General features: G+C 43.7%; 19 protein-coding genes. 12 read left to right on the top strand and 7 right to left on the bottom strand.

Translation table 11 applies throughout. From position 1 onward, the window contains the following. The first annotated feature begins 357 nt into the window (after positions 1-357). From GBV73_RS06175 to GBV73_RS06190, 4 genes are all read left to right on the top strand, one after another. Positions 358-978: a haloacid dehalogenase gene (locus GBV73_RS06175; RefSeq protein WP_152880104.1), complete on the top strand. Its 621-nt coding sequence runs from the start codon at positions 358-360 to the stop codon at positions 976-978. Beyond that, complete coding sequence (locus GBV73_RS06180) at positions 968-1,528, top strand: endonuclease V (protein ID WP_152880106.1); 561 nt, start codon at positions 968-970, stop codon at positions 1,526-1,528. The genes GBV73_RS06175 and GBV73_RS06180 overlap by 11 nt, the downstream gene beginning before the upstream one ends. Next, positions 1,515-2,150, top strand: coding sequence for a DUF120 domain-containing protein (locus GBV73_RS06185; protein WP_042700399.1), 636 nt, complete (start codon positions 1,515-1,517; stop codon positions 2,148-2,150). The genes GBV73_RS06180 and GBV73_RS06185 overlap by 14 nt, the downstream gene beginning before the upstream one ends. A gap of 133 nt (positions 2,151-2,283) precedes the next feature. Next, complete coding sequence (locus tag GBV73_RS06190; RefSeq protein WP_042700401.1) at positions 2,284-2,493, top strand: PRC-barrel domain-containing protein; 210 nt, start codon at positions 2,284-2,286, stop codon at positions 2,491-2,493. Here GBV73_RS06190 and GBV73_RS06195 read toward each other — a convergent pair. Continuing rightward, complete coding sequence (locus tag GBV73_RS06195; protein ID WP_152880108.1) at positions 2,490-3,953, bottom strand: DHH family phosphoesterase; 1,464 nt, start codon at positions 3,951-3,953, stop codon at positions 2,490-2,492. The genes GBV73_RS06190 and GBV73_RS06195 overlap by 4 nt on opposite strands. Before the next feature lie 124 nt (positions 3,954-4,077). On the opposite strand from GBV73_RS06195, the gene GBV73_RS06200 reads away from it, so the two are divergent. The 3 genes from GBV73_RS06200 (at position 4,078) to topA (ending at position 9,197) form a co-directional block, all read left to right on the top strand. After that, positions 4,078-5,778: a hypothetical protein gene (locus GBV73_RS06200; protein ID WP_152880130.1), complete on the top strand. Its 1,701-nt coding sequence runs from the start codon at positions 4,078-4,080 to the stop codon at positions 5,776-5,778. A 155-nt stretch (positions 5,779-5,933) separates the two neighbouring features. After that, a complete protein-coding gene (locus GBV73_RS06205; protein WP_042700409.1) occupies positions 5,934-6,800 on the top strand; it encodes a DMT family transporter in 867 nt (288 codons plus the stop codon). A gap of 243 nt (positions 6,801-7,043) precedes the next feature. Continuing rightward, on the top strand, positions 7,044-9,197 hold the full coding sequence (gene topA, locus GBV73_RS06210) for a DNA topoisomerase I (RefSeq protein ID WP_152880110.1): 2,154 nt from the start codon (positions 7,044-7,046) through the stop codon (positions 9,195-9,197). A 23-nt stretch (positions 9,198-9,220) separates the two neighbouring features. Here the strand turns inward: topA and GBV73_RS06215 are convergent, their stop codons facing one another. The 3 genes from GBV73_RS06215 to GBV73_RS06225 are packed head-to-tail and all read right to left on the bottom strand — an operon-like array spanning position 9,221 to position 11,305. Beyond that, positions 9,221-10,402, bottom strand: coding sequence for an NAD(P)/FAD-dependent oxidoreductase (locus GBV73_RS06215; protein ID WP_152880112.1), 1,182 nt, complete (start codon positions 10,400-10,402; stop codon positions 9,221-9,223). Further along, positions 10,399-10,602 carry a DUF362 domain-containing protein gene (locus GBV73_RS06220; RefSeq protein ID WP_152880114.1) on the bottom strand — a complete coding sequence of 68 codons (204 nt, stop codon included), beginning with the start codon at positions 10,600-10,602 and terminating at the stop codon, positions 10,399-10,401. Before GBV73_RS06220 ends, GBV73_RS06215 begins: the two co-directional genes overlap by 4 nt. A 10-nt stretch (positions 10,603-10,612) precedes the next feature. Further along, a complete protein-coding gene (locus GBV73_RS06225; RefSeq protein ID WP_152880116.1) occupies positions 10,613-11,305 on the bottom strand; it encodes an ArsR family transcriptional regulator in 693 nt (230 codons plus the stop codon). A gap of 150 nt (positions 11,306-11,455) precedes the next feature. Between GBV73_RS06225 and GBV73_RS06230 the strand changes: the two genes are divergently transcribed. Continuing rightward, positions 11,456-12,130, top strand: a complete 675-nt coding sequence (locus GBV73_RS06230) for a thioredoxin family protein (protein ID WP_152880118.1) — start codon at positions 11,456-11,458, stop codon at positions 12,128-12,130. A gap of 42 nt (positions 12,131-12,172) precedes the next feature. Then, the gene (trmY, locus tag GBV73_RS06235) at positions 12,173-12,775 is read left to right on the top strand and encodes a tRNA (pseudouridine(54)-N(1))-methyltransferase TrmY (RefSeq protein ID WP_371717040.1); all 603 of its coding nucleotides are present in this window, start codon (positions 12,173-12,175) and stop codon (positions 12,773-12,775) included. On the opposite strand, the gene GBV73_RS06240 is transcribed toward trmY, so the two are convergent. From GBV73_RS06240 to GBV73_RS06250, 3 genes are all read right to left on the bottom strand, one after another. After that, complete coding sequence (locus tag GBV73_RS06240) at positions 12,772-14,013, bottom strand: amidohydrolase (protein WP_152880120.1); 1,242 nt, start codon at positions 14,011-14,013, stop codon at positions 12,772-12,774. The genes trmY and GBV73_RS06240 overlap by 4 nt on opposite strands. Positions 14,014-14,080: 67 nt before the next feature. Beyond that, on the bottom strand, positions 14,081-15,394 hold the full coding sequence (locus tag GBV73_RS06245; protein ID WP_371717041.1) for an RNA-guided endonuclease InsQ/TnpB family protein: 1,314 nt from the start codon (positions 15,392-15,394) through the stop codon (positions 14,081-14,083). Continuing rightward, positions 15,391-16,011: an IS607 family transposase gene (locus tag GBV73_RS06250; protein WP_152880122.1), complete on the bottom strand. Its 621-nt coding sequence runs from the start codon at positions 16,009-16,011 to the stop codon at positions 15,391-15,393. The genes GBV73_RS06245 and GBV73_RS06250 overlap by 4 nt, the downstream gene beginning before the upstream one ends. Before the next feature lie 269 nt (positions 16,012-16,280). Between GBV73_RS06250 and asnS the strand changes: the two genes are divergently transcribed. The 3 genes from asnS (at position 16,281) to cpsA (ending at position 20,625) form a co-directional block, all read left to right on the top strand. Continuing rightward, positions 16,281-17,573 carry an asparagine--tRNA ligase gene (gene asnS / locus GBV73_RS06255; RefSeq protein WP_152880124.1) on the top strand — a complete coding sequence of 431 codons (1,293 nt, stop codon included), beginning with the start codon at positions 16,281-16,283 and terminating at the stop codon, positions 17,571-17,573. 302 nt (positions 17,574-17,875) lie between these two features. Next, positions 17,876-19,399, top strand: a complete 1,524-nt coding sequence (locus GBV73_RS06260; protein ID WP_152880126.1) for an AbgT family transporter — start codon at positions 17,876-17,878, stop codon at positions 19,397-19,399. 50 nt (positions 19,400-19,449) lie between these two features. Continuing rightward, the gene (cpsA, locus tag GBV73_RS06265; RefSeq protein WP_152880128.1) at positions 19,450-20,625 is read left to right on the top strand and encodes a carboxypeptidase CpsA; all 1,176 of its coding nucleotides are present in this window, start codon (positions 19,450-19,452) and stop codon (positions 20,623-20,625) included. Positions 20,626-20,830 lie beyond the last annotated feature (205 nt).

Here is a 20,830-nt window from a genome sequence, read left to right on the forward strand (position 1 = left end):
TAATGTGTTATGGTCTGAAAATCCTCCTCAGAGTCAAATACTGTTTAAATAACAGGGGGTGAAACTAAACACGCCCCGGCATGATGTCAATGCCAAGATATAACTGGCAGTTATTGGAAATAGAAAAATTAAAATTTCTCTCTGCAGAGTATTATAATGGCATCCGACACGCCCGGTAGCCCGACCGGAGGAGCGTCTGGGCAGCTGTGAATCTGGGGGACGATGCCGGGCGCACAGGGCTTGGCCTCCGGGGCCGCTTGAGGTTGCCGAAAGGCTAACGATGACAGCGGTGGGATACGCCAAGCCCACATAAGAAGGTTTTTATTCTTGTAATCGAAATCTTTTCGGTGGTGAGGAATGAACATTTCTGAGATAATAGCCGAGATAAGAGAAGTTCTTGATAAAAAAGATGAACTGCGGGAGGAGGCACTCAAGCTTACCCGGGACATCGTAAGGCTGAGCGGAGACTCAATAAAAGCCCTGCATAGAGGAGAGATCAAGACCGCAAAGGAGAGACTGGAAAAAGCTGAAGAGCTCGTTAAAAAACTAAAAGAGAAGCTCAAAGGTCACGAAGATCTCTATTTTACTGGATATGTTCAGAGTGCCCATCAGGAGTATGTTGAAGCCCTGCTCTTTTATTGCTATCTAAATGGCGAGAAGTTTCCACTTCCAAAGGAGATTGGAATCCCCGAGGCCGACTATGCCCTTGGAATTGGAGACTTCATTGGAGAGCTAAGGAGATATTTTCTAACTCTCTTGCTGAAAGGAGACTTAGAGGAGGCTCAGGAAGTCTACGCTTTCATGGAAAAAGTTTACGATGAGCTTGTTACTCTTGAATATCCCAAAGGGCTTGTAAACATAAGGCAAAAGCAAGATCAGGCAAGATATGTTCTGGAAAGGACTCTTGAAGATTTGACAAGGGCGAAGATTAACAAGGATTTGGAAAAGAAGCTTGAGGAGTGGAGAAATGGATCTTAAAAAGATTGCAGAACTTCAAAGAAAGCTGAGCAAAAAGATTGTGGAAAAGCCTCTGGACATTTCGAAGGTCAAAACTATTGCCGCGGTTGATGTGTCTTATAAGGGAAATAGAGCGAGAGGGGCTTTTGTTTTGTGCTCCTTTCCTTCCTGTGAAGTTTTAAAAACGAAAGTTATCGAAACGGAGGTAAATTTTCCCTACATCCCCACCTACTTTTTCTTGAGAGAAACGAGACCAATTTTGATGCTGGTAAAGGGTGAAAAGTTCGATGTCCTCCTCGTGGAGGGGCACGGAAAGGCTCATCCAAGAGGGTATGGCTTGGCTTCGCATGTAGGTGTCCTTATCAATAAACCCACAATAGGGGTCGCAAAACGCCCCTTGCCCAATACAAAAGACTTCGTAAAGGTGGGAAAAGCTTATGTAAGTGTTGGCAACTTAATTGACCTTGACTCCGCAAAGAAGATTATTGAAATGATTAATGAAAACGGCTATCCAAAACCTCTTAGAATTGCGGATAAACTTTCCAAGGGTGCTGAAAATGGAAGATATTAAGCTGCTCATTTCCCTCGCCAAGAAAGGTGCCATCGGGGATAAGGTCAGGGTTACTCTCAGAGAGCTTTCCAGGGAATTAAACACCTCTCCCCAGTCAGTAATGAGAAGGCTTGAAAGCCTGGAAAAAAACGGCTATTTAAAGAAGGAAGTCTCCGGAAAGAAAACCTTTGTGGAGATAACTCCTAAAGGGTTAGAGCTTCTTGAGGAAATGTTCGACGAAATTGGAAAGGTTTTGTATGGGAAATTTATTTTGGGAGAAGTCGTTTCGGGGATTGGGGAAGGCAAATATTACGTGGAACAGTACCGGGACAGGATAAAGGATTACCTCGGCTTTACACCTTATCCGGGAACTCTGAATATCTTGGTAATCTTTCCAAAGACGATTTACGATGCGCTCTACAATGTGGAACCCATAACAATCCCGGGTTTCACAAAAGAGGGCAGAACCTTTGGAGACGTAAAGGCTTACAAAGTCAGGATAAACGGAATCGAAGGGGCGATAGTTGTCCCTTCCAGGACGATACACCCGCCGAGAATCGCGGAAATAATAGCGCCCGTATGCCTTAGAGAGAAGCTCAATCTAAAGGACGGCTCAAAGGTTAAAGTAGAGGTAGTAAAGTGAAGAATGGGGTTTGGTCTCCCTCGCCTACCCTCAAACTTGCTCGCAGTCATTTTCTTCAAACTCCTTCTTGAAAACACTGCGATGAGTGAGAAAATTTAAAAGGAAAGACCTCCAATTTCAAACGGTGAGTGATATGGTAATGAGGTTGTCAAAGCTTTACGGAAAGCAGATATACGACACTAGGGGATATTACATCGGTTACGTTGATGAGGTATTGATAGAGATCGACAAGGGAGCGGGAAGAATACTGGCACTTGGACTCCCCGGAGAAAAAGTTGGAATTCCCTACGAGAGGGTAACCGCAATTGGGGACATAATATTGATAGAAGCAAAGAAAGACTAGCCCTCCTTGGCATTCAGAGCCTCTAGGAATTTCTCTGTTATTGCTTCTTCTACCAATTTTAATAGTGACTCCTTGTCCTTAGCAAGTTTGAAGATTCCCAGCGGAATTCTTGCACCCCCCGATTGTGGGTGTCCTCCACCGCTACCTATGTCTCCAAAAGCCTCCTTCAGAACCTTGCCTATGTTTACCCTTACGTCCCTGGTTCTGGCGGAAATTTCAATCCTGTCATCGACTATACCAAAGACTAAGACGGTATTGACACCTTCCAGCCTGAGTAAAAAGTCCGCAGATTCAGGAATGGCGTCCCTGTTAGTTATAAAGCCTACGTTTGAAATGACAATGTTCTTGTATACTTTTCTTTTTAGGATTGCCCTGGCTAAGACCTCTGCAGTTTCAGTAGAGATGTCCGGAGACTCTATCTTTTCCAGTATGTCATAATCCACCTTTCCAGCCAAAAACTCCAAAGCTTCGAGGTCGGTATGACTAAGCTTTGAGAACTTCTTTGTGTCTATGTAGATGCCGTAGAAAAGGCTGGTGCTAAGAAGCTCATTGACCTCTATATTGAGGTGTTTCAAATACTCAACCATTATTGAGGAGGTAGCGTTTACCTCCGGCCTGATATCAAAAAATGCGCTCTTGGGGAGCTTTTCTTCTAGATTCTGGAGAAGCTGATGATGGTCAACAATTATCTCTATTTTCTCAATATCCTCGTCGTCTAAAATGCTCACATTTCCATTGGGCTGACAGTCAACCAGGGCTATGGCGGAGTACCTCTTAATCTCATAAGAGCCCGGAGAAACTTTCCTCATATCCAGCCCAAGAAGATTTACAAACGCCCTATTTTCATGGTGCGTTATATCTCCTCCATAAACAATTGTTGCCTTTAGCCCCATGTTTTGGGCAATTGCTTGGAGAGCTGCAGCGCTTGCCATGGCATCTGGGTCGGGATTGTCGTGCATGACTATTAAAAGTGAGTCAGTCTTTTGCTTTAGTTCCGAGAGCTTTTTGGAAAGTAAAATTGCATTCTTCCTCGTTCCTATGTCCTCTACCATCTCAACTACTGCCTTGATTACGGCTTCCTTTGGGGAGATAGCATAGTCTATTTTGACCTCGCTTTCAAATTCTTCCTTTATCTGAGATGTCAGGTCTTCAGCGGTCATATCATCAGGAAGGATGACTAAAATCGGCACTTCTGGATTGTTGTTTTTAATTGTGGGTATTGCCCTTTTTATCTTATTTATGTCTGTTGTGGTTATTATTATCAAATCTGCTCTATCAATGCCCGCCTTTAACAAAGAGGCAGTAAAAGTGAAATCCCCTTGAATAACATGAAACCCGCCCTCGCTGAGAGATTTTGCCCTAATTTCGTCCTGTTCAACAAGGACAATATCAAATTCTCCTCTAAGTGCATGAGCAATACTTCTCCCTATGGTTCCTCCACCAAGTATTAACACTCTCATGGTACCCACCTTAAGGACAATAATGCTTAAATATATTCCCAAATGAACTTTAAATTGTATAAAGCCTTTGTAGTTTCCTGAACCTTTATTCAGCTTTTGATATATATACCTAATGGTGGTAGAGATGCAACTTCCAGATATCACACCAATAGAAGAGAACATTGTATGCACCAAAAAACAAGAACTGCTTACTTTAATCTACAATGCTTTTTCCAATCACGGGTTTAGCGGAGTATTTTTGAAAATTTTCACCAAGGACGAAAAAGAAAAGTATTATGCAACAATTATGCTGGACAGAAAAAAACTTCTGGCTGCTCAGGTAGACCTCCTGAATTCCAAAAAGAGGTTAACCGGAAAGGACAGTATTGAAACCCTAAAGAAGATACTGGACTATCCACTCGTAGTGGACTTGTACGGGCTCGATGAAATATCCCTAAAGCTCTCAATAACCGACAATCTTGAAATTTACAATGCGACTCCAAAAGTCGAGCTTAAGAAACTATTCGGGGAGAGCAAAATTGAAGACACTGAACTACTGGAAAAGGAAAAATTGCTAGAGAGAGTCCTCGAGAAGAGAGAAGAAAAGCAAGCAAAAGTGGAACCTCAAGAGACAGTACAAAAAGATACTGAAAAGGAAGTTCCTCCGAAAAGCGAGGAGGAACAAGTCCCTGAAGAAATCCCCAAAGTAGAGAAAAAACCCGACAGCCCAGGCAGTCCAGATATTGAAGTGGAAGTAGTGGGGGGAGAAATCTTTAAGCCAATTCTTCAGGAGTACGGGGAAGAAATCCTAGAGGAGATAAAAACCCTGGATGGAGTTTCTATAAAGAAAATGGAACTAATCGGAGAGGTTGGTTCTGGAGTAATCTATCTTCGCGTAAACATTTATGGAACGAGTGAGAAAGACAAAAGCTCAAGGGAAGCCCTGGAAAAGAGGGTGCTGTACTTTGTGAACAAACACCTTCCAGTAATCTGGAGAAAGGCCGGGCTTAAGCCAATCTTAAATAACGCCCAGGCCAGGATAATCGCTCCCGGAGAGCCGGAAGAAGAGAAAAAAGAGAAGGAAGAAGTTGTTGTTCCACGCAGAGTGGAAAGCAACATAATAGTTGAAGCACATGAAAGCATCAAGCCATACTTCTCTACCTATGCTAGAGTGATATTCAAAGACATTCAAAGTGCAGGTATCGACATCGAGAAGATGCTCCTAGACATAAAGGGGAGAAGAGAGCACGAAATTAACCTAACACTCTGGGGCAAAGCTTCCGGAATTAGCAAAGAAGAAGCAGAAGGCGTCGTCAATAAAATACTAAGGCAGCACGCAAGAGAGATTGGAAGAGCGTTGAACAAATATGTAACTGTCCACAGGGTAGAGCTTCACCTAGAAGAGGAGAACGTTTCGGGAGTAGCCGAGCAGATAATCAGCAAGAAAGAAGAGTTAGAAAAGGAGATAGAAAAGCTTCTCAGAGAAGCGGGAGTTGAGGAGCTCTCATATATAACTGAAGAAAAAAAGAGAGAAATTGAAGAGACTCTGTTGAAAACCAAAATAGTGCCAGCAATAGAGGAAATGCGGAGAAGACTGCAGAGAGAACTAACGGAGCTTCCAAATTCAGTTTTTAGGTGGATGAATTTTGATTGGGAGTTTAAGGGAGGGACAGTGCTGGTTGATCTTGAGGCAAGCTTTGACAAAAGAAGCACCCTGCTAGGAATTATTTCTGACGAAAGAGTGCGTGAAGATGTCATGAAAGTCATGGAAAAGGTAATAAGAGAAGTATCCGCAGAGCATAACATTCCAATAAAGCTCAGAAACGCTGAAATTAAGATAAGATGACATCAGCACTCAAGATCGTCATCATAGCAACGCTCAGATTTGCCGAGCTCATCACCACTTTATTTTTAATTCAAAGGTTTTTAAGCTCTCTGGTAAGAAGTTAAGATAGTTTTCGAAACGTTAAGTTTTTAAATTAAGCACTCACCTTTCTTAACATGAACACGCTGTGGGGAGCATTACTCGCGTTGATTTCTGCACTTGGATGGGGAACCGCTTCGGTTCTAGTGAAAATTGGGATGAAGAACAAGAGCGCAGTTACCGTTAATATAATCAGGCTATACATCACGGCGATTTTTTACGCCTGTTTATTCTTTTTCACCGGAAGCTATGCCGAGATATTTTCCCTCAATTGGCGGGTTCTCTTAATCACGTTTATCTCTGGCCAGTTCGGCTTTGTTATAGGGGATTATTTCTACTTTAATGCTCTCAAGTTGATGGGTGTATCCAGAACCGTCCCAATAACATCCTCCTATCCTCTCTGGACCATATTATGGGCTTGGTTGTTTCTGGGTAGGAACATAAATGCCCAGATAATCGTTGGAGCATTCCTTGTATTTCTGGCAATAGTCATAGTTAGAAAAGGAGAAGTTGAAGAACATCTCGACAGCAAAGGATTTATATTCGCCATCTTAGCACCTATTTCATGGAGCATTGCAATAGTGCTGCTCGATGTCCTGGCTTCGCAAGTTTCTCCCCTATCTTTAGCGGGCATTAGGATGATATTTGCTGCATTGGGTATTAGTGTGTTCCTCCCCAAATATTGGAAAGAGCTTAGAGGAATCACGAAAAACGAATTGGCAACACTCTCTGGAGCGGCTCTGCTTGGTTTAATAATTGGCCAGTATGCGTTCGTTAAGTCCGTAAGTTTGGTCGGTTCCCAGATCTCTGCCCCGGTAAGTGCTGTAAACCCAATTATATCCTCCCTTCTTGCCATAGCACTTCTAAAAGAGCCGCCAAACGCTAAGATATTTGCAGGATTGGTGTTAGCCGTTGTGGGTGTAGTTTTGATAACAACAGCGTAAAGAATTTAACCTTTCACTCATATCTTAGAGTGCCGACAGCGAGGGGACAATCAGTCTCCTCGCACGGGCTCGGTTGAACCCGCCTCCGCAAGGTATCGGGCTCTATGAGCGGAGCGTGCTCACGCCGAGCCCACAGGGCCGGTGCATCCACCCGCGCGAAAAGTGAACGCGGGCCTCTGTTGCCGGCCCACAACTTCCAAAAAATTCTTATACTCCCTTTTTAAAGGAAGTGAGAGGGGTATCATGACTACGCTCATAATTGCAGAGAAGCCAAACGTAGCCAGAAAAATAGCCTATGCCCTTGCCGAAGGTAAGCCGGTAAGGAAGACCATCGGTAAAGTCCCTTACTATGAGCTCACAAGAGATGGGAAAAAAATAATAGTTGCTCCAGCCGTTGGACACCTCTTCTCACTCGCTCCGAAGGAGAAAACTTACGGCTACCCGGTTTTTGATATAGAATGGGTCCCCGTTTATGTTGCAGAAAAGGGAAAAAGCTACGCTAAGGATTACATAAAAGCCCTTAGAGAGCTCGCAAAGAGGGCGGATGAGTTTGTCGTTGCGTGTGACTACGATACCGAAGGTGAGGTAATAGGGTATACTGCGTTAAAATATGCCTGCGGCGTTGATCCTTCAAAGGCGAAGAGAATGAAGTTCTCCGCACTCACGAAAAAAGACCTGTTAAAAGCGTGGTATAACTTAGAGCCGACGATTAACTTCGGAATGGCCGATGCTGGAATAGCAAGGCACGTCCTTGACTGGTACTGGGGAGTAAACCTCTCTAGAGCGTTGAGCTCGGCTATAAGAAAAGCCAGCGGTAAGTGGATAGTTTTAAGCACGGGAAGGGTTCAAGGGCCGACGTTGAAGTTCTTGGTTGAAAGGGAAAGGGAAATCGCAAATTTCGTTCCTACGCCATACTGGGTCATAAAAATGATTCTCGAAAAAAACGGTCAACAGTACACAGCCGTCTACGAGAAAGATCGCATTTTTAACGAGGAAGAGGCCAAAAAAATCGTTGAAGAGGCCAAAAAAGGGCCGGCATTTGTGGAGAAGATAGAGATAAAACAGCAGCAAAGAAACCCCCCTCATCCCTTCGACCTTGGGACACTTCAAAGGGAAGCTTACTCTGCCTTCGGCTACAGCCCAAAGAAGACCCTCGAAATAGCACAAAGTTTGTATGAAAAATCTTTCATCTCATACCCTAGAACCTCGTCCCAAAAACTTCCAGAAAATTTGAACTATCAGTATATTATCCAAAACCTTGCTAAAATTCCAGATTATAAGCCCCATGCTCACGAGCTTTTGGGAAAGGGGGTCTTAAAACCGGTTGAGGGTAAAAAAGACGACCCCGCACACCCGGCAATATATCCAACTGGTGAGCTGCCCAAACCCGGAGATCTAAGCAAAGATGAGCAGAATCTTTACGATTTGATAGTTAGGAGATTCTTAGCCGCATTCGCTGACCCCGCCGTAAGAGAGAGTATGAAAGTAATCATAAACTCAAACAACCACCGCTTTATCCTCAGCGGCTCAAGGACAATTAAAGAGGGATGGCTGAAGATTTACGGCAAGTACGTTAAATTTGATGAAGTTTTGCTTCCAAAGTTCGAGGAAGGGGAGAGAGTAAAAGTTATCCAGATAAAGAGAGAGAAGAAGAAAACCAAACCACCAGCAAGGTATTCTCCAGCAAGTGTCATCAAGAAAATGGAAGACCTCGGCATTGGAACTAAGGCCACAAGGGCTCAAATATTAGAAACCTTATATTCGAGGGGCTACATAGAGGGCAAGAAACAGATAAAGGTGACTCCTCTCGGCATGAAGGTGATAGAAGCCCTGGAAAACAACGTCCCAGACATAATAAGCGTAGAGCTGACGAAGGAGTTTGAAGAAAAGATGGAACAGATAATGCAGAAAAAAGTTAGCAAGGAGAAAGTTATCGAAGAGTCCAAGGAAACCCTTGTAAAAATATTAAAAGAATTCAAGCAAAAAGAGAAAGAAATAGGGAAAAAACTTCTGGAAACGTTTGTTGAGAGCCAGAAAAACAAAGAAAATAAGAAACGTGCTAGCACAAAGGAACTTACTGCAGAAGAAGAGGAGAGTATCAAAAAGTCTGCCGAAAAGAGAGAGGACATCATAATAGTGGGGAAATGTCCCAAATGCGGTGGCGACCTGGTTGTGAAATATAACAGAAAAACCGGAAAGAGGTTCGTAGGCTGCTCCAGCTGGCCCAACTGCAATGTCACATATCCACTTCTCCAAAGGGGAGAAATAATCCCAACTGGAAAGACATGCCCTGAATGCGGAAATGCCCCAATAGTGAAGATCAAAGAGCGCAATAGAGAATACGAAGTGTGCCTTGATATGAACTGCTACAAAAACCGAAGAAAAAATAGAGGTTAGAAGTTATAACTTAAAAGTTAGAATCAGAGAAGCTCCTTAAGGAGGGCTATCCTTCTTGGGCTCATGAGCACTTTTGGATGCTTGAGGAGGGCTTTTATGACTTCCAGATAATCGCCGCCTGCAATTTTTTCCGCATCTGCCCCGCTTAGCACTTGGATAAATACATCCAGATCTTCGTCAGTTAATTTTTCCACGACTTTTCTGACTTTAAGGACTCTTTCCAATCTTTTGCCGTCCTTTTCCCACCACTCTTTTGTATAGTTCTTCAGAAGTTCAAGGTTTTCCTCTTCAAGTGCTTTTACTATCCATTTGCTTGCTATTGTTCCTGCCTCCATGGCTTCTGCCATTCCACCGCCGTGCATTGGGTTTACCTGTCTGGCAGCATCTCCCACAACGACCACATTGTCTTTGGCAAGCTCCTTGACGATACCACCAACTGGGACTACTCCAACGTTAATTTCGAGGAGTTTCTTTGCCGGGATGTTGTTTTCCTTGAGCCACTTGTCGAGGTAGTACTTAGCTGTTTTTGGGTTGTCGGCGTTTATTCCAATGCCCACGTTGGCCCTGTCCTCGTCCTTCGGGAAGACCCATACGTAGCCTCTGGGTGCCACTTCGTTTCCGAACCACAGGTGAATCAAGTCTGGATCAAAGCCCTCTATGAGCATCTCGTATTCATAGGAAGAGTCGAACTCGTGGGGTGGAGCGTAGGTGTTTATGCCTGCCTTCCTCGCTATGGTGCTCTCAACACCATCAGCTGCTACAATAACGTCGGCATATATTTCAATGGGCTCTCCTTCGTGTTTTGCTCTTATTCCTTTTATAGCGCCGTTTTCCCTAATGACATCTACAGCCTCAGTTCTGACGAGCACATCGGCTCCAGCCCTTGCAGCATAGAAAGCGAGCATTTTATCGAATACTTTTCTCTCCAAAATAACCCCGCTTACATCGTTGTACCTGAGTTCAAGCTCGTAACCGCTCGGAGAATATAGCTTTGCTCCGTAAATCTCGCGGTTTATGAATCTCTTATCGTAGGGAATATCGTATTTCTCAAAGACTGTTATGTTGATTCCCTCAGCACACTGCTTTGGGGCGCCTATAGCAGACTTCTTATCTATGAGAAGAACTGAGTACCCTTCCTTGGCAACATTTCTAGCGACTATTGGGCCCGCAATTCCAGCCCCGACAACAACAACGTCGTATTTCATGACTCTCCCTCCAGAGGTTCAGCACTTAAAGCTCCCACAGGGCAAGTACTTACACATATTCTGCAGGAAATGCATTTATCGGGGAAGAACTCCCACCTTGAAGAGGAAACTCTTATCGCAAGGGCCGGACAAACTCCAGCACAGCCACCGCAGAGATAGCACTTATCCTCGTTTACAATGATCCTAATTTTTTCTGGCATGGCAACCCCCTCATTTTGCTTCTCTTTTCATAAGCTCTTCCTCATCAATTTCTATGATGTCTTCTTTTAAGCTTAGCGGTATCACTTTTGAGAGTTCCTCAATCTTCTCCTTAATTTCTCTTTCTTTGAGGTTCAAAACATCGCTTAACTGCTCGACTGTTGTGTTACCGTAGAGCAACAAGTAATGAAGGATAGCAAGCTGGGTCATGTCGCCGATTTCCTTCAAATATCTTTCCTTAATGCTCTTCATGAGGTTGTTTCTGTAGCTCTCAATAGTTTTTAAAGCATCTATTATCTGCTCCAGCTTTTTGTTTGCCTCTATAAAAGCTGTTACCATGGAATGTAAGCTTTTTGGGGACTTATCAAGCTCATCAAGCCTGATTTCGAATCTTTCAAGCTTCTCGGGAGAACCCAAATCCAGACTTTTATACCAGAATATATTGGGTGTGACAGTTACAAGAAACGTTTTTGAAACGGCTATGGAGTAGTATTTTCGCGTAGGCCCGATAAACCCTTCTTCCTTTTCGTATGACTTCAGGACACCCTCTTTCTCCATTATCTTCAGGTGTTTTGAAACAGCAGTGGAGGAAACGTTAACCTTGCTGCTGAGCAGACTAAAGTAGCACTCGGTACATGTCAAGTGACTGAGTAAATCTCTCCTCACCTTGTTCCCTAAGATGTAAAATATATCTGGTTCAGACATGTTGCCCACCTACCCAAATCTGTATCGTAAAGTTTATATACCGTCATCCTAACCTTTGGTTGAAAACTCTAAATTTGTAAAGTTACCATGGGTGTATCGCACCCAAAGGTTAAAAAGCTTTAGTTTGAAACTGATTGGAGGTGTATGGAGATGGCGCTTATTAGTGATGGGGACAAGAAGATAATTAAGGAGGAGTTCTTTTCAAAGCTCGTTAATCCGGTTAAGCTCATCGTCTTCACAGGAAAAGAGCACTGCCAGTACTGTGACCAGCTGAAACAGCTTGTTGAAGAAATTAGCGAGCTTAGCGACCTTATAAGCTATGAAGTGCATGATTTTGACAGTGAAAAGGAGCTTGCCGAGAAGTACAGAATTGATAAAGCCCCAGTAACCATAATAACCCAGGACGGAAAAGACCTTGGAGTTAGATACTTTGGCCTTCCAGCAGGGCATGAGTTTGGATCATTCTTAGAGGACATTGTTGACGTATCGAGAGGCGAAACAGACCTTTCAGAAGAGACTAAAGAGGCAGTAAGGAACATCGACAGGGATGTTGAAATATATGTCTTTGTGACCCCAACATGCCCGTACTGCCCGATGGCAGTTAGAATGGCCCACAAGTTTGCAATTGAGAACGCACTTGCAGGAAAGGGCAAGATCCTTGGAGACATGATAGAGGCAATAGAATTCCCCGAGTGGGCAGACCAGTACAGCGTCATGGCAGTTCCAAAGGTCGTTATAAGGGTCGACGGGGAAGACAAGGTTTCATTCGAAGGTGCTTATCCAGAGAAGATGTTCCTCGAGAAGCTTCTCCAAGCTTTAGAGTGAACTTTTTTAACTCTTCTTTTCTTCTCAGCTTGGGTGTTTTCAGTGAGGACGTTCATAATAAAGGCCAATAAAGCCCGTACAAAAGCGGATTTTAGCCTGAAAGACCTCCCTGGAACAAGTGGGAGGATTGATTTGCTTTGCAGGTCTTTAAATTCGGCATTTCTTCTTTCTCACGGGTTTAGGAAGGACGTCAGGGTGTGGCTCAACCTCAGCGGGCCTCCCAACCCTCCAAAAACCATCAGATTTGAGGGAAGTGAAATAAAGCCCAAGACAATAAACCCGGATGAGATGAGCCTTGCCAAGATAATAATGAAAGCCCTAAAAGTTGGTGAGGGTATAAAGGAGCCTGCAAAGGAGTATTCCGTCCTTCCCGGCATTTATGTGAGCAATCTGAGGTTTGAAGACATTATCCGGAAAACTATCAAAAGCTCAACTCTCTACTACCTTCACGAAGAAGGGAAGCCGATTGAAAAAATGAAGTTCGAAGGCAACGTTGCCTTTGTTCTTGGGGATCACGAAGGGTTAGCAAAAGAAGATGAAGCTTTCCTTGAAGGAATAGCGGAAAAAGTTAGTGTGGGAAAAAAGAGCTATCTGACGTCCCACGTAATAGCCTACGTCAACATATTTCTCGACAGACTTCTTTAGTCGTTGAGTAGCTTCTCGATTTCTTCTGTTTTTAGGAACTTTCCTCTGTCGTATATCAGCTCTCCTCCCACAAAAACCTTCTCCACATCGCTTCCCTTCGCTGAGTATACAATGTGCGAAAGCACGTTTTCCTTCGGCAGGAAATGGAGCTTCTTTGTGTTTATCAGAACCAGGTCCGCTAAGTAGCCTTCTTTTATGAGGCCAGCTTTTAGTCCCAGCGCTTCGGCTCCTCCAACGGTTGCCCAGTAGAATACCTCTTTTGCAGTTGGTGTTGTTGGGTCTTTTCTCTTCACCTTGTTGAGTATTGCCGCAAACTTCATTTCGAGAATCATATCAAGGGAGTTGTTTGACACGGCACAGTCGTTTCCAAGGGCAATTTTTCCACCAAGCTCCCACAGGTCTATTATTGGAGCGATTTCTCCCTCAAGCTTTGCAAGACTTGTAGGACAGTGGACAAGGGTTGCTTCACTTTCCGCGTAAATTTTAACCTCCTCTTTTGAAAGGTACACGCCGTGAACCCCTATAAAGTTCTTCCCCAGCATTCCCATTTCCTTTAGGTACTCAACCGGCAGCATCTTTTCTCTTCTTTTGACCCGAAGGACCTCTTCTTTGCTTTGAGAGACGTGCATGTGAATCAGTGCGTTTTCCTTTTCCGCGATTTCCTTGACTTCCATTAGGAGGTCTCTCGAAACTGTATCCGTTGCATGAGGGGCAAGTGTTGCCCTCACCAGGCCATCTTTTTTCCATTGTTTAAAGAACTTAAACCCCCGCTTGGGCTCTGCTATGGGCATATCCACGAGATCCATCATCGTCTGCCCAATAAAAGCCCTAACACCTAACTTTTCAGCCGCTTCCGCTATCTTCCATGCAAAAAAGTAATGGTCATTTATTACAGTCGAGCCGCTTGCTATTGCCTCAGCAATCCCTATTAGAGCCCATTTGTAGATTTCATCCTCGTTCCACTCTTTTTCCATGGGCCATATTACCTCTTTAAGCCACCTGTCGAGGGGCATGTCATCTCCAAATCCCCTGAACTTATTCATTGCCACGTGGGTATGAGCATTGACAAGTCCTGGTATGAGAAGGTATCCATCTCCCCCAAAAATCTCATCCACATCAAACTCGTTAAGCTTTTCAAGGGGAACAATCCCAGCGATCTTGTCCCCCTCTATAAGAACGGCGACATCCCTCTTAATGCCCTCGACATCGAGAGCATAATCGGCAATGATTGCTTTCATTGTTATTCACCTCCTATAGGGATTAACTTTGTGGTGTTTCGAATATTTAAACCGTTTCCTCCTGCACCTATTTTTGTTGTAGTCCTTGACTAATCACTATCAACGAGTTCTTGTGGTGCAGGAGGTTGGCTTCGACCACCAGCATCACGGGACTCACCGAGTCCTCAACTGGTGGTTCATCAGCCTTCAGGCTGAACGGAAACAGCCCCAACAAGTTTAACACGGCAACAAAATCCCGATCAAGATTGAACCCACAAACAGGACACTCAAAAACCCTCTGACGCAGAGCGTCGTCATCAGGTTTAACCCTAAACGCACCACAGCGAGGACAAACCTGTGAGGAATAAGACGGATTAACAAAGACAAGGGGAACACCATATTCAACCGCCTTTTCAGTGACGAACTTTTGAAAACCATTCATACCAATATTGTGAAGAGTATCCCTCAACCTCTTCTCGTTCTTTTTCCGCCTTCCCATAATCTTCTGGTTGAAGTTTTTGGGAACTTCTTCAAGAACAATCGTAGCGTTTAACTCTTTAGCAAGTTCAACGAGCCGTTTTGCTAACTTCCTCTGAAGGTCAATTCTTCTATTCCTCTTCCGTTGCCCAAATTTTTTGAGGAGTTTCCTCCCCTTCCTTGAGGGAAGTTTTCGTTTCCAACCGATAAGATGAGTCTCCTGAATTCTCTTCCTCACGTCAGAATAAAACCTCGTCAATCTCCCCAAATCCGTCCTAACCTGAATTAAAAACTCCTGAATACCAAAGGAAACATTATCAGCGTTGTAATCCACGCTGAGAAAATTTCCACTCGGTGATGGTTCATCAAACTCTTTCTCGAAGACAAAATACGCAAGGACTTTTCGTTCTTCTTCAATCAACCTGAGTTTCACGCCCGCCTTAACCTCCCACCCATCGTTGAGATACTTGAAGAAGAGTTTGTGTGGTTTCAACGGGAGTTTTATTCGTCCTCTCTTTGTTGTCAGGCCGATTATGAGGAGCTTCTTCCCGTCTTTGAGTGCGTTGAACTGTGGAAACCTTTTGTAATCCCATAAAACATCGTCCAGCCAGAGGGAAACTTTTCTAATGATGGGTTTCTCCGTTTTTGCCTTTCCCTTCCTCTTCAATTCGAGGAATTTTTTAGCCCTGGTCACGACATCCTGACAGACAGTGTAGTAATAATGCGTTGGAAGAGTGTATTCCTCTTTCAGGTTCTCATAGAAGAGTTTCCTAAGTTTCAGGTGGCTCTTCACTTTGTTTTCAACAGCATAATCAGTTAGGAACTCCAGAATTTCGGAGTATTCGTCATAAACTTCTTTTATTGCCTCGAACTTTCTTTTCGTGAGTGGAAGGCTCTCAAGGACTACTGTGCGAGTTAGTTTCACTCTTTTTCAACCTCCGTGAGGAGTTTTTTGAACCCCTGAACGAACTTCCTGTTCTTGTGACTCCTCAATCCGTAAAGTCTGCCCGCAAAACTGGTTATTATTGCGATTAAATCCTCAACGAGTTCCTCTCGTGGAGTCTTATCCTTGGTGAAGACTGTCTCAATCCTCACGTTGTAGGCTGAGAAGAGTTCTTCCAAGTATTTGAACCCGAACCTTGTTAGCCTGTCGGGGTATGTGATTAGGAGGACGTCATACTCCTTGTTTTTGGCTGAATTAATGAGTTTTTTAAGACCTTTCCTGTTTTCGTTCAGTCCTGAGGCGATTTCCTTAACCTCGTCAACGATTTGGTAGCCTTTGCTGATGGCGTACTGTTTGAGGGTTTTGAGTTGTGTCTCAAGGTCATTCTTTTGGTCCCTTCCTGAAACTCTGGCGTAAAGGACTGCTCTTGTTGTTTCCTTCTTTTTACCGAGCAGTTTTTGGACTTCTTCCTCGGGGATTCTAAAGTCCCGACCTATTTTAATTGCCTTGATTTTTCCAGCGTGAATCCAACGGATTATGGTGACCTTATTGTAGTTGAGGAGTTCCGCAACTTCTGATGGTTTGTAAAACTTAGGCATTAATGACACCCAAGTAAGAATATGCAACGAAAGTATTTAAAACTTACGCAAGATACTAACCAGAGAACAGCCTATGGCAAAATGGCAAAGGAAGAGGCGAAGGATTTAAATATTTTCTTTGTGGTTTAAAGATGTGATAGCCATGCCAGTGGTATTTGAGGTTAAAGGCAAAAAGTTCCTTGCAAAATTCCTCTGGAATAATTGACTCTTCTGGGATAGATTAATAAAGATAAGATTGAAACCCAAATAATGTTGGGAGGTGTTTTATAATGATTGAGAAGGTTTATTGTGCGGATGTAAAGCCAAAAATGGAAGGGGAAAGAGTAAAACTTGCCGGATGGGTTTATAGAAAAAGGGAGGTTGGAAGTAAAGTCTTTATAGTCCTTAGGGACTCAAGTGGCATAGTACAAACGGTCTTTACAAAAGAGCTCAGCGAAGATGCTTATACCAAAGCAAAGCAGGTTGGAATAGAATCAAGCGTGATAATTGAAGGAACCGTTAAAGTTGACTCAAGAGCTCCAACAGGAGTTGAAGTCCAGGCGGACAAGATTGAAATCATCCAGAATGTTGACTTCTTCCCAATAACAAAAGACGCAAGCGAGGAATTCCTCTTAGATGTGAGGCATTTGCACCTCCGTTCACCCAAAGTAGCGGACATCATGAAGGTCAAAGCGACCTTGATACAGGCAGCGAGGGAATGGCTCCTACAGGATGGATGGTATGAGGTATTCCCACCAATTTTGGTCACCGGCGCAGTTGAAGGTGGCTCAACTCTCTTCAAGCTGAAGTACTTTGATAGAGAAGCCTACCTCAGCCAGTCAGCCCAGCTTTACCTTGAGGCGGCAATATTTGGACTGGAAAAGGTTTGGAGCTTAACTCCAAGCTTCAGGGCTGAGAAGAGCAGGACAAGGAGACACCTCACCGAGTACTGGCACCTTGAGCTTGAGGCAGCTTGGATGGATCTGTGGGACATAATGAAAGTCGAGGAGGAGCTTGTAAGTTATATGGTGCAGCGCACTCTCGAGCTCAGAAGAAGTGAGGTTGAGAGGTTCAGAAAAGACCTCACAACACTCAAAAACGCAGAGCCCCCCTTCCCAAGGATAAGCTATGATGAGGCCATAGACATCCTCCAGAGCAAAGGAGTCAAGATAGAGTGGGGAGAGGACATGGGTGCTGACGAGGAAAGAGTTCTAACAGATGAATTTGACAGGCCATTCTTTGTCTACGGCTACCCCAAGCACATTAAGGCCTTCTACATGAAAGAAGACCCCGAAGACCCGAGAAAAGTCCTGGCTGCTGACATGCTGGCCCCAGAAGGATACGGTGAAATCATCGGCGGAAGCCAGAGAGAAGACGACTACGACAAGCTTGTTCAGAGAATAATTGAAGAGGGCATGGATCCCAAGAACTACGAGTGGTATCTCGACCTTAGAAAGTATGGAAGTGTCCCACACAGCGGTTTTGGACTTGGGTTAGAAAGGCTCGTTGCTTGGGTACTGAAGCTAGACCACATCAGATGGGCAACTCTGTTCCCAAGAACACCCTCAAGGATTTACCCATAAACCCTTTTCTCTTTTTATAAAATTTCGAGGCTTCTGAAGTTGTTAGCATTGGTGATTTAAGCCTTTGATATCTTACGACTGCCCCTGATGACAAAGCCTTTGGAATACTAAGAGCCCATTTTTCACCAATTTTGAACATTCACGGAGGTATCTCAGCAATAGTGGATATACGGAACTTCTTTTTGGAAACTAAAGGTTTTAGAAACGATTTTAAAATTCACTTTTGATGAACATATCTGTGCCAGTGCATAAAAATGGACATCTTGAGTTGGCACTAACTAAAATAAGAAAGAGGTGGTAGAATGGCCCAAGCAAACGAAGGATTGTTAATGAAGTTTGTTAACTGGATAGAAAGAGTGGGCAACAAACTGCCCCACATGTTTTGGATCTTCTTGGGTCTCTGGTTCTTAGTGATTATACTCTCCGGAATTTTTGGAGGAGTGTCTGCAGTAGATCCAGCAAAAGGGGAAGAAATTAAGGTAGTAAGCCTATTAAACAGAGAGGGTCTTGCCTGGATTCTAACAAATATGGTCTCAAACTTCGCAAAATTCCCACCACTCGGACTGGTACTGGTAATGATGATGGCAGCAGGATTTGCAGAAAGATCAGGATTTATCCCAGCAATCATGAAGACTCTAACCCGAGTTCCAGAGAAATATCTAATCCCAGCAATATTTATTGTGGGAATTTGTGGAAATTTAGCTTCAGATGCAGCTTTGATAATAATTCCGCCACTCTCGGCAGCACTCTTCTACTCTAGAAGAAAAGACCCCATCTTTGGATTGATATTAGGTTATGTTGCAGCATCAGCAGGTTTTACTGCAAATATATTTATCGCAGGAACTGACGTGCTGCTTGCGGGGATCACAGATGCAGCTGTAAAAATAGTAGACCCGAACTATAATGTATATCCAACCGCAAACTACTATTTCATGGTAGCTTCAACCATTATACTCACCATAGTCGGGACAGTATTTACTGTTAAATACGCAATGCCAAGATTTGCCAGATGGGATGAGGAGTACGAGCACGCTCAGGTTCCACCCGAATACTTAACCCCACTTACAGATAAAGATATGAAAGCACTAAAGAAAGCAATTTTGGCTGCAGGAGGATACTTCCTCCTAATGTTCCTATTGACCATAATTCCAAACGGCCCACTAAGGGACCCTGTTAAGAATACAATCGTGCCTTCCACATTCCTTAGGGGCATAGTTCCAATACTGTTCCTGTTTTTCGTAATTGGAGGATATGTCTATGGAAAAAGCGTTGGAACAGTTAAGAGGCCCTCCGACATGCTCAACTATATGGTAGAAAGCATGAAGACCATGGCTTCATACATTGTGATAGTATTCCCCATAGCAAACTTCATTTACACCTTTACACACACAAACATGGCATCAATCCTTGCAATAAAGCTCGCGAACTTCCTTAAGTCCGCTGGATTCACTGGAATTGGCCTCTTTATCGCAATAATATTCGTCTCCACATTCATTAACTTATTTATTACAAGCGGTTCCAGCAAGTGGGCTTTCCTGGCCCCAGTTATTGTACCCATGATGTACTACCTAGGCTACAGCCCTGAGTGGGCCCAGCTGCTCTACAGGATTGGTGACTCAAGCACTAACGCAGTTACTCCACTAATGTCATACTTCCCGGTTATACTCGGCTATGCAAGCGTATACAAGAAGGATGTAGGCATTGGTACAATAATTTCAAGAACTGTCTTGTACTCCATGGTGTTCCTAGTAACGTGGATAGTGATGGCAATAGTCTGGTACCTTTTAGGGCTCCCATTGGGACCAGGAGCACCAATTAGACTTTGATTTTTCTACTTTTTTGTCTTTGTTTATAAACCTCTTAGGAGGATGGGGGTATGGAAGACAAGATTATAGAACTTGCCAAACAATTGGAGTCTTGTGTTGTTGAGAAGAGAAGGGATTTTCACATGCATCCCGAAGTCAGGTTTGAAGAAGTCAGGACTTCTCAGATTGTGGAGGAGGAGCTCAAAAAGCTTGGTTACGAAGTCGTCAGAACTGCTGGTACTGGTGTTATTGGAATTTTGAGAGGGAGCAAAGAAGGTAAAACGGTTGCCTTAAGGGCCGATATGGATGCCCTGCCAATTCAGGAGGAGAATGACGTTCCATACAAGTCAAAGATTCCTGGAAAGATGCACGCTTGCGGTCACGATGCTCACACGGCAATGCTTCTCGGAGCGGCAAAAATACTGGCTGAAATTAAAGACCAGCTTGAGGGAACTGTAAAACTAATCTTTCAACCCGGGGAAGAAGGAGGAGCAGGCGCCAAGAAAATAGTTGAAGAAGGGTACTTAGACGACGTAGACGCAATATTCGGAATACACGTATGGGCTCAATTGCCATCTGGGGTAATTGCCACAAGGAAAGGGCCAATCATGGCTTCTTCCGACGGATACATAATAAGGATTAAAGGAAAAGGTGGTCATGCGGCCTCTCCGCATCTTGCAAATGATCCAACAAACCCCGCGGCCGATATCTACAACGCACTCCAAAAAATAGTTTCAAGGTATGTTAATCCATTCTTGCCAGCGGTCATAACTACCCCCGTTATCACTGCAAGTCATGGGTATAATGTTATTCCGGATGTAGTAGAGATAAAGGGCACTCTCAGAACCTTTGATATGGACTTAAGAAACAAAATAATGGCTAGAATAGAGAAAATCGTGAAACATTATTCAGAAGCTTGGGACTGTGAAGGGACTGTTGAGCTATTTAGAACTCCTTATCCACCAACAGTAAACGACCCGGAACTTGCTGAATTCGCTATGAAAATTGCTCAAACCTTAGGGCCGGTTGTAGAGGCTGAACCCACTATGGGAGCTGAGGATTTCGCCTTCTACTTACAAAAAGCCCCGGGAGTCTTTATCTTCCTGGGAATTAGAAATGAAGAGAAGGGCATAGTATATCCCCACCACCATCCAAAATTTGACATAGATGAAAGTGTACTCTGGAAAGGGACTGCACTGTATTCTTTAATAGCATACAAATACCTCAAGGACAACATAGCAGTATAGAATTTAGGATAGCTTTTCTACTTCCCTTTTTTGAAAAGCTCTGATTTTTAGACGTGGAGAAACCAGTTTGATAGACGGGTTTATGGGGGTTTGCTATGTATGCATTACAAAACTCATTTTCAAAAACCGGGGCGTGTTTAGTTTCACCCCCTGTTATTTAAACAGTATTTGACTCTGAGGAGGATTTTCAGACCATAACACATTA

Source organism: Thermococcus sp. 101 C5 (genome assembly GCF_009372125.1).
Lineage (GTDB): Archaea > Methanobacteriota_B > Thermococci > Thermococcales > Thermococcaceae > Thermococcus_A > Thermococcus_A bergensis.

Coding starts and splice junctions, on each gene's coding strand:
- GBV73_RS06175 (WP_152880104.1), top strand. CDS start 358: ATGAACATTTCTGAGATAATAGCCGAGATAAGAGAAGTTCTTGATAAA.
- GBV73_RS06180 (WP_152880106.1), top strand. CDS start 968: ATGGATCTTAAAAAGATTGCAGAACTTCAAAGAAAGCTGAGCAAAAAG.
- GBV73_RS06185 (WP_042700399.1), top strand. CDS start 1,515: ATGGAAGATATTAAGCTGCTCATTTCCCTCGCCAAGAAAGGTGCCATC.
- GBV73_RS06190 (WP_042700401.1), top strand. CDS start 2,284: ATGGTAATGAGGTTGTCAAAGCTTTACGGAAAGCAGATATACGACACT.
- GBV73_RS06195 (WP_152880108.1), bottom strand. CDS start 3,953: ATGAGAGTGTTAATACTTGGTGGAGGAACCATAGGGAGAAGTATTGCT.
- GBV73_RS06200 (WP_152880130.1), top strand. CDS start 4,078: ATGCAACTTCCAGATATCACACCAATAGAAGAGAACATTGTATGCACC.
- GBV73_RS06205 (WP_042700409.1), top strand. CDS start 5,934: ATGAACACGCTGTGGGGAGCATTACTCGCGTTGATTTCTGCACTTGGA.
- topA (WP_152880110.1), top strand. CDS start 7,044: ATGACTACGCTCATAATTGCAGAGAAGCCAAACGTAGCCAGAAAAATA.
- GBV73_RS06215 (WP_152880112.1), bottom strand. CDS start 10,402: ATGAAATACGACGTTGTTGTTGTCGGGGCTGGAATTGCGGGCCCAATA.
- GBV73_RS06220 (WP_152880114.1), bottom strand. CDS start 10,602: ATGCCAGAAAAAATTAGGATCATTGTAAACGAGGATAAGTGCTATCTC.
- GBV73_RS06225 (WP_152880116.1), bottom strand. CDS start 11,305: ATGTCTGAACCAGATATATTTTACATCTTAGGGAACAAGGTGAGGAGA.
- GBV73_RS06230 (WP_152880118.1), top strand. CDS start 11,456: ATGGCGCTTATTAGTGATGGGGACAAGAAGATAATTAAGGAGGAGTTC.
- GBV73_RS06240 (WP_152880120.1), bottom strand. CDS start 14,013: ATGAAAGCAATCATTGCCGATTATGCTCTCGATGTCGAGGGCATTAAG.
- GBV73_RS06250 (WP_152880122.1), bottom strand. CDS start 16,011: ATGCCTAAGTTTTACAAACCATCAGAAGTTGCGGAACTCCTCAACTAC.
- asnS (WP_152880124.1), top strand. CDS start 16,281: ATGATTGAGAAGGTTTATTGTGCGGATGTAAAGCCAAAAATGGAAGGG.
- GBV73_RS06260 (WP_152880126.1), top strand. CDS start 17,876: ATGGCCCAAGCAAACGAAGGATTGTTAATGAAGTTTGTTAACTGGATA.
- cpsA (WP_152880128.1), top strand. CDS start 19,450: ATGGAAGACAAGATTATAGAACTTGCCAAACAATTGGAGTCTTGTGTT.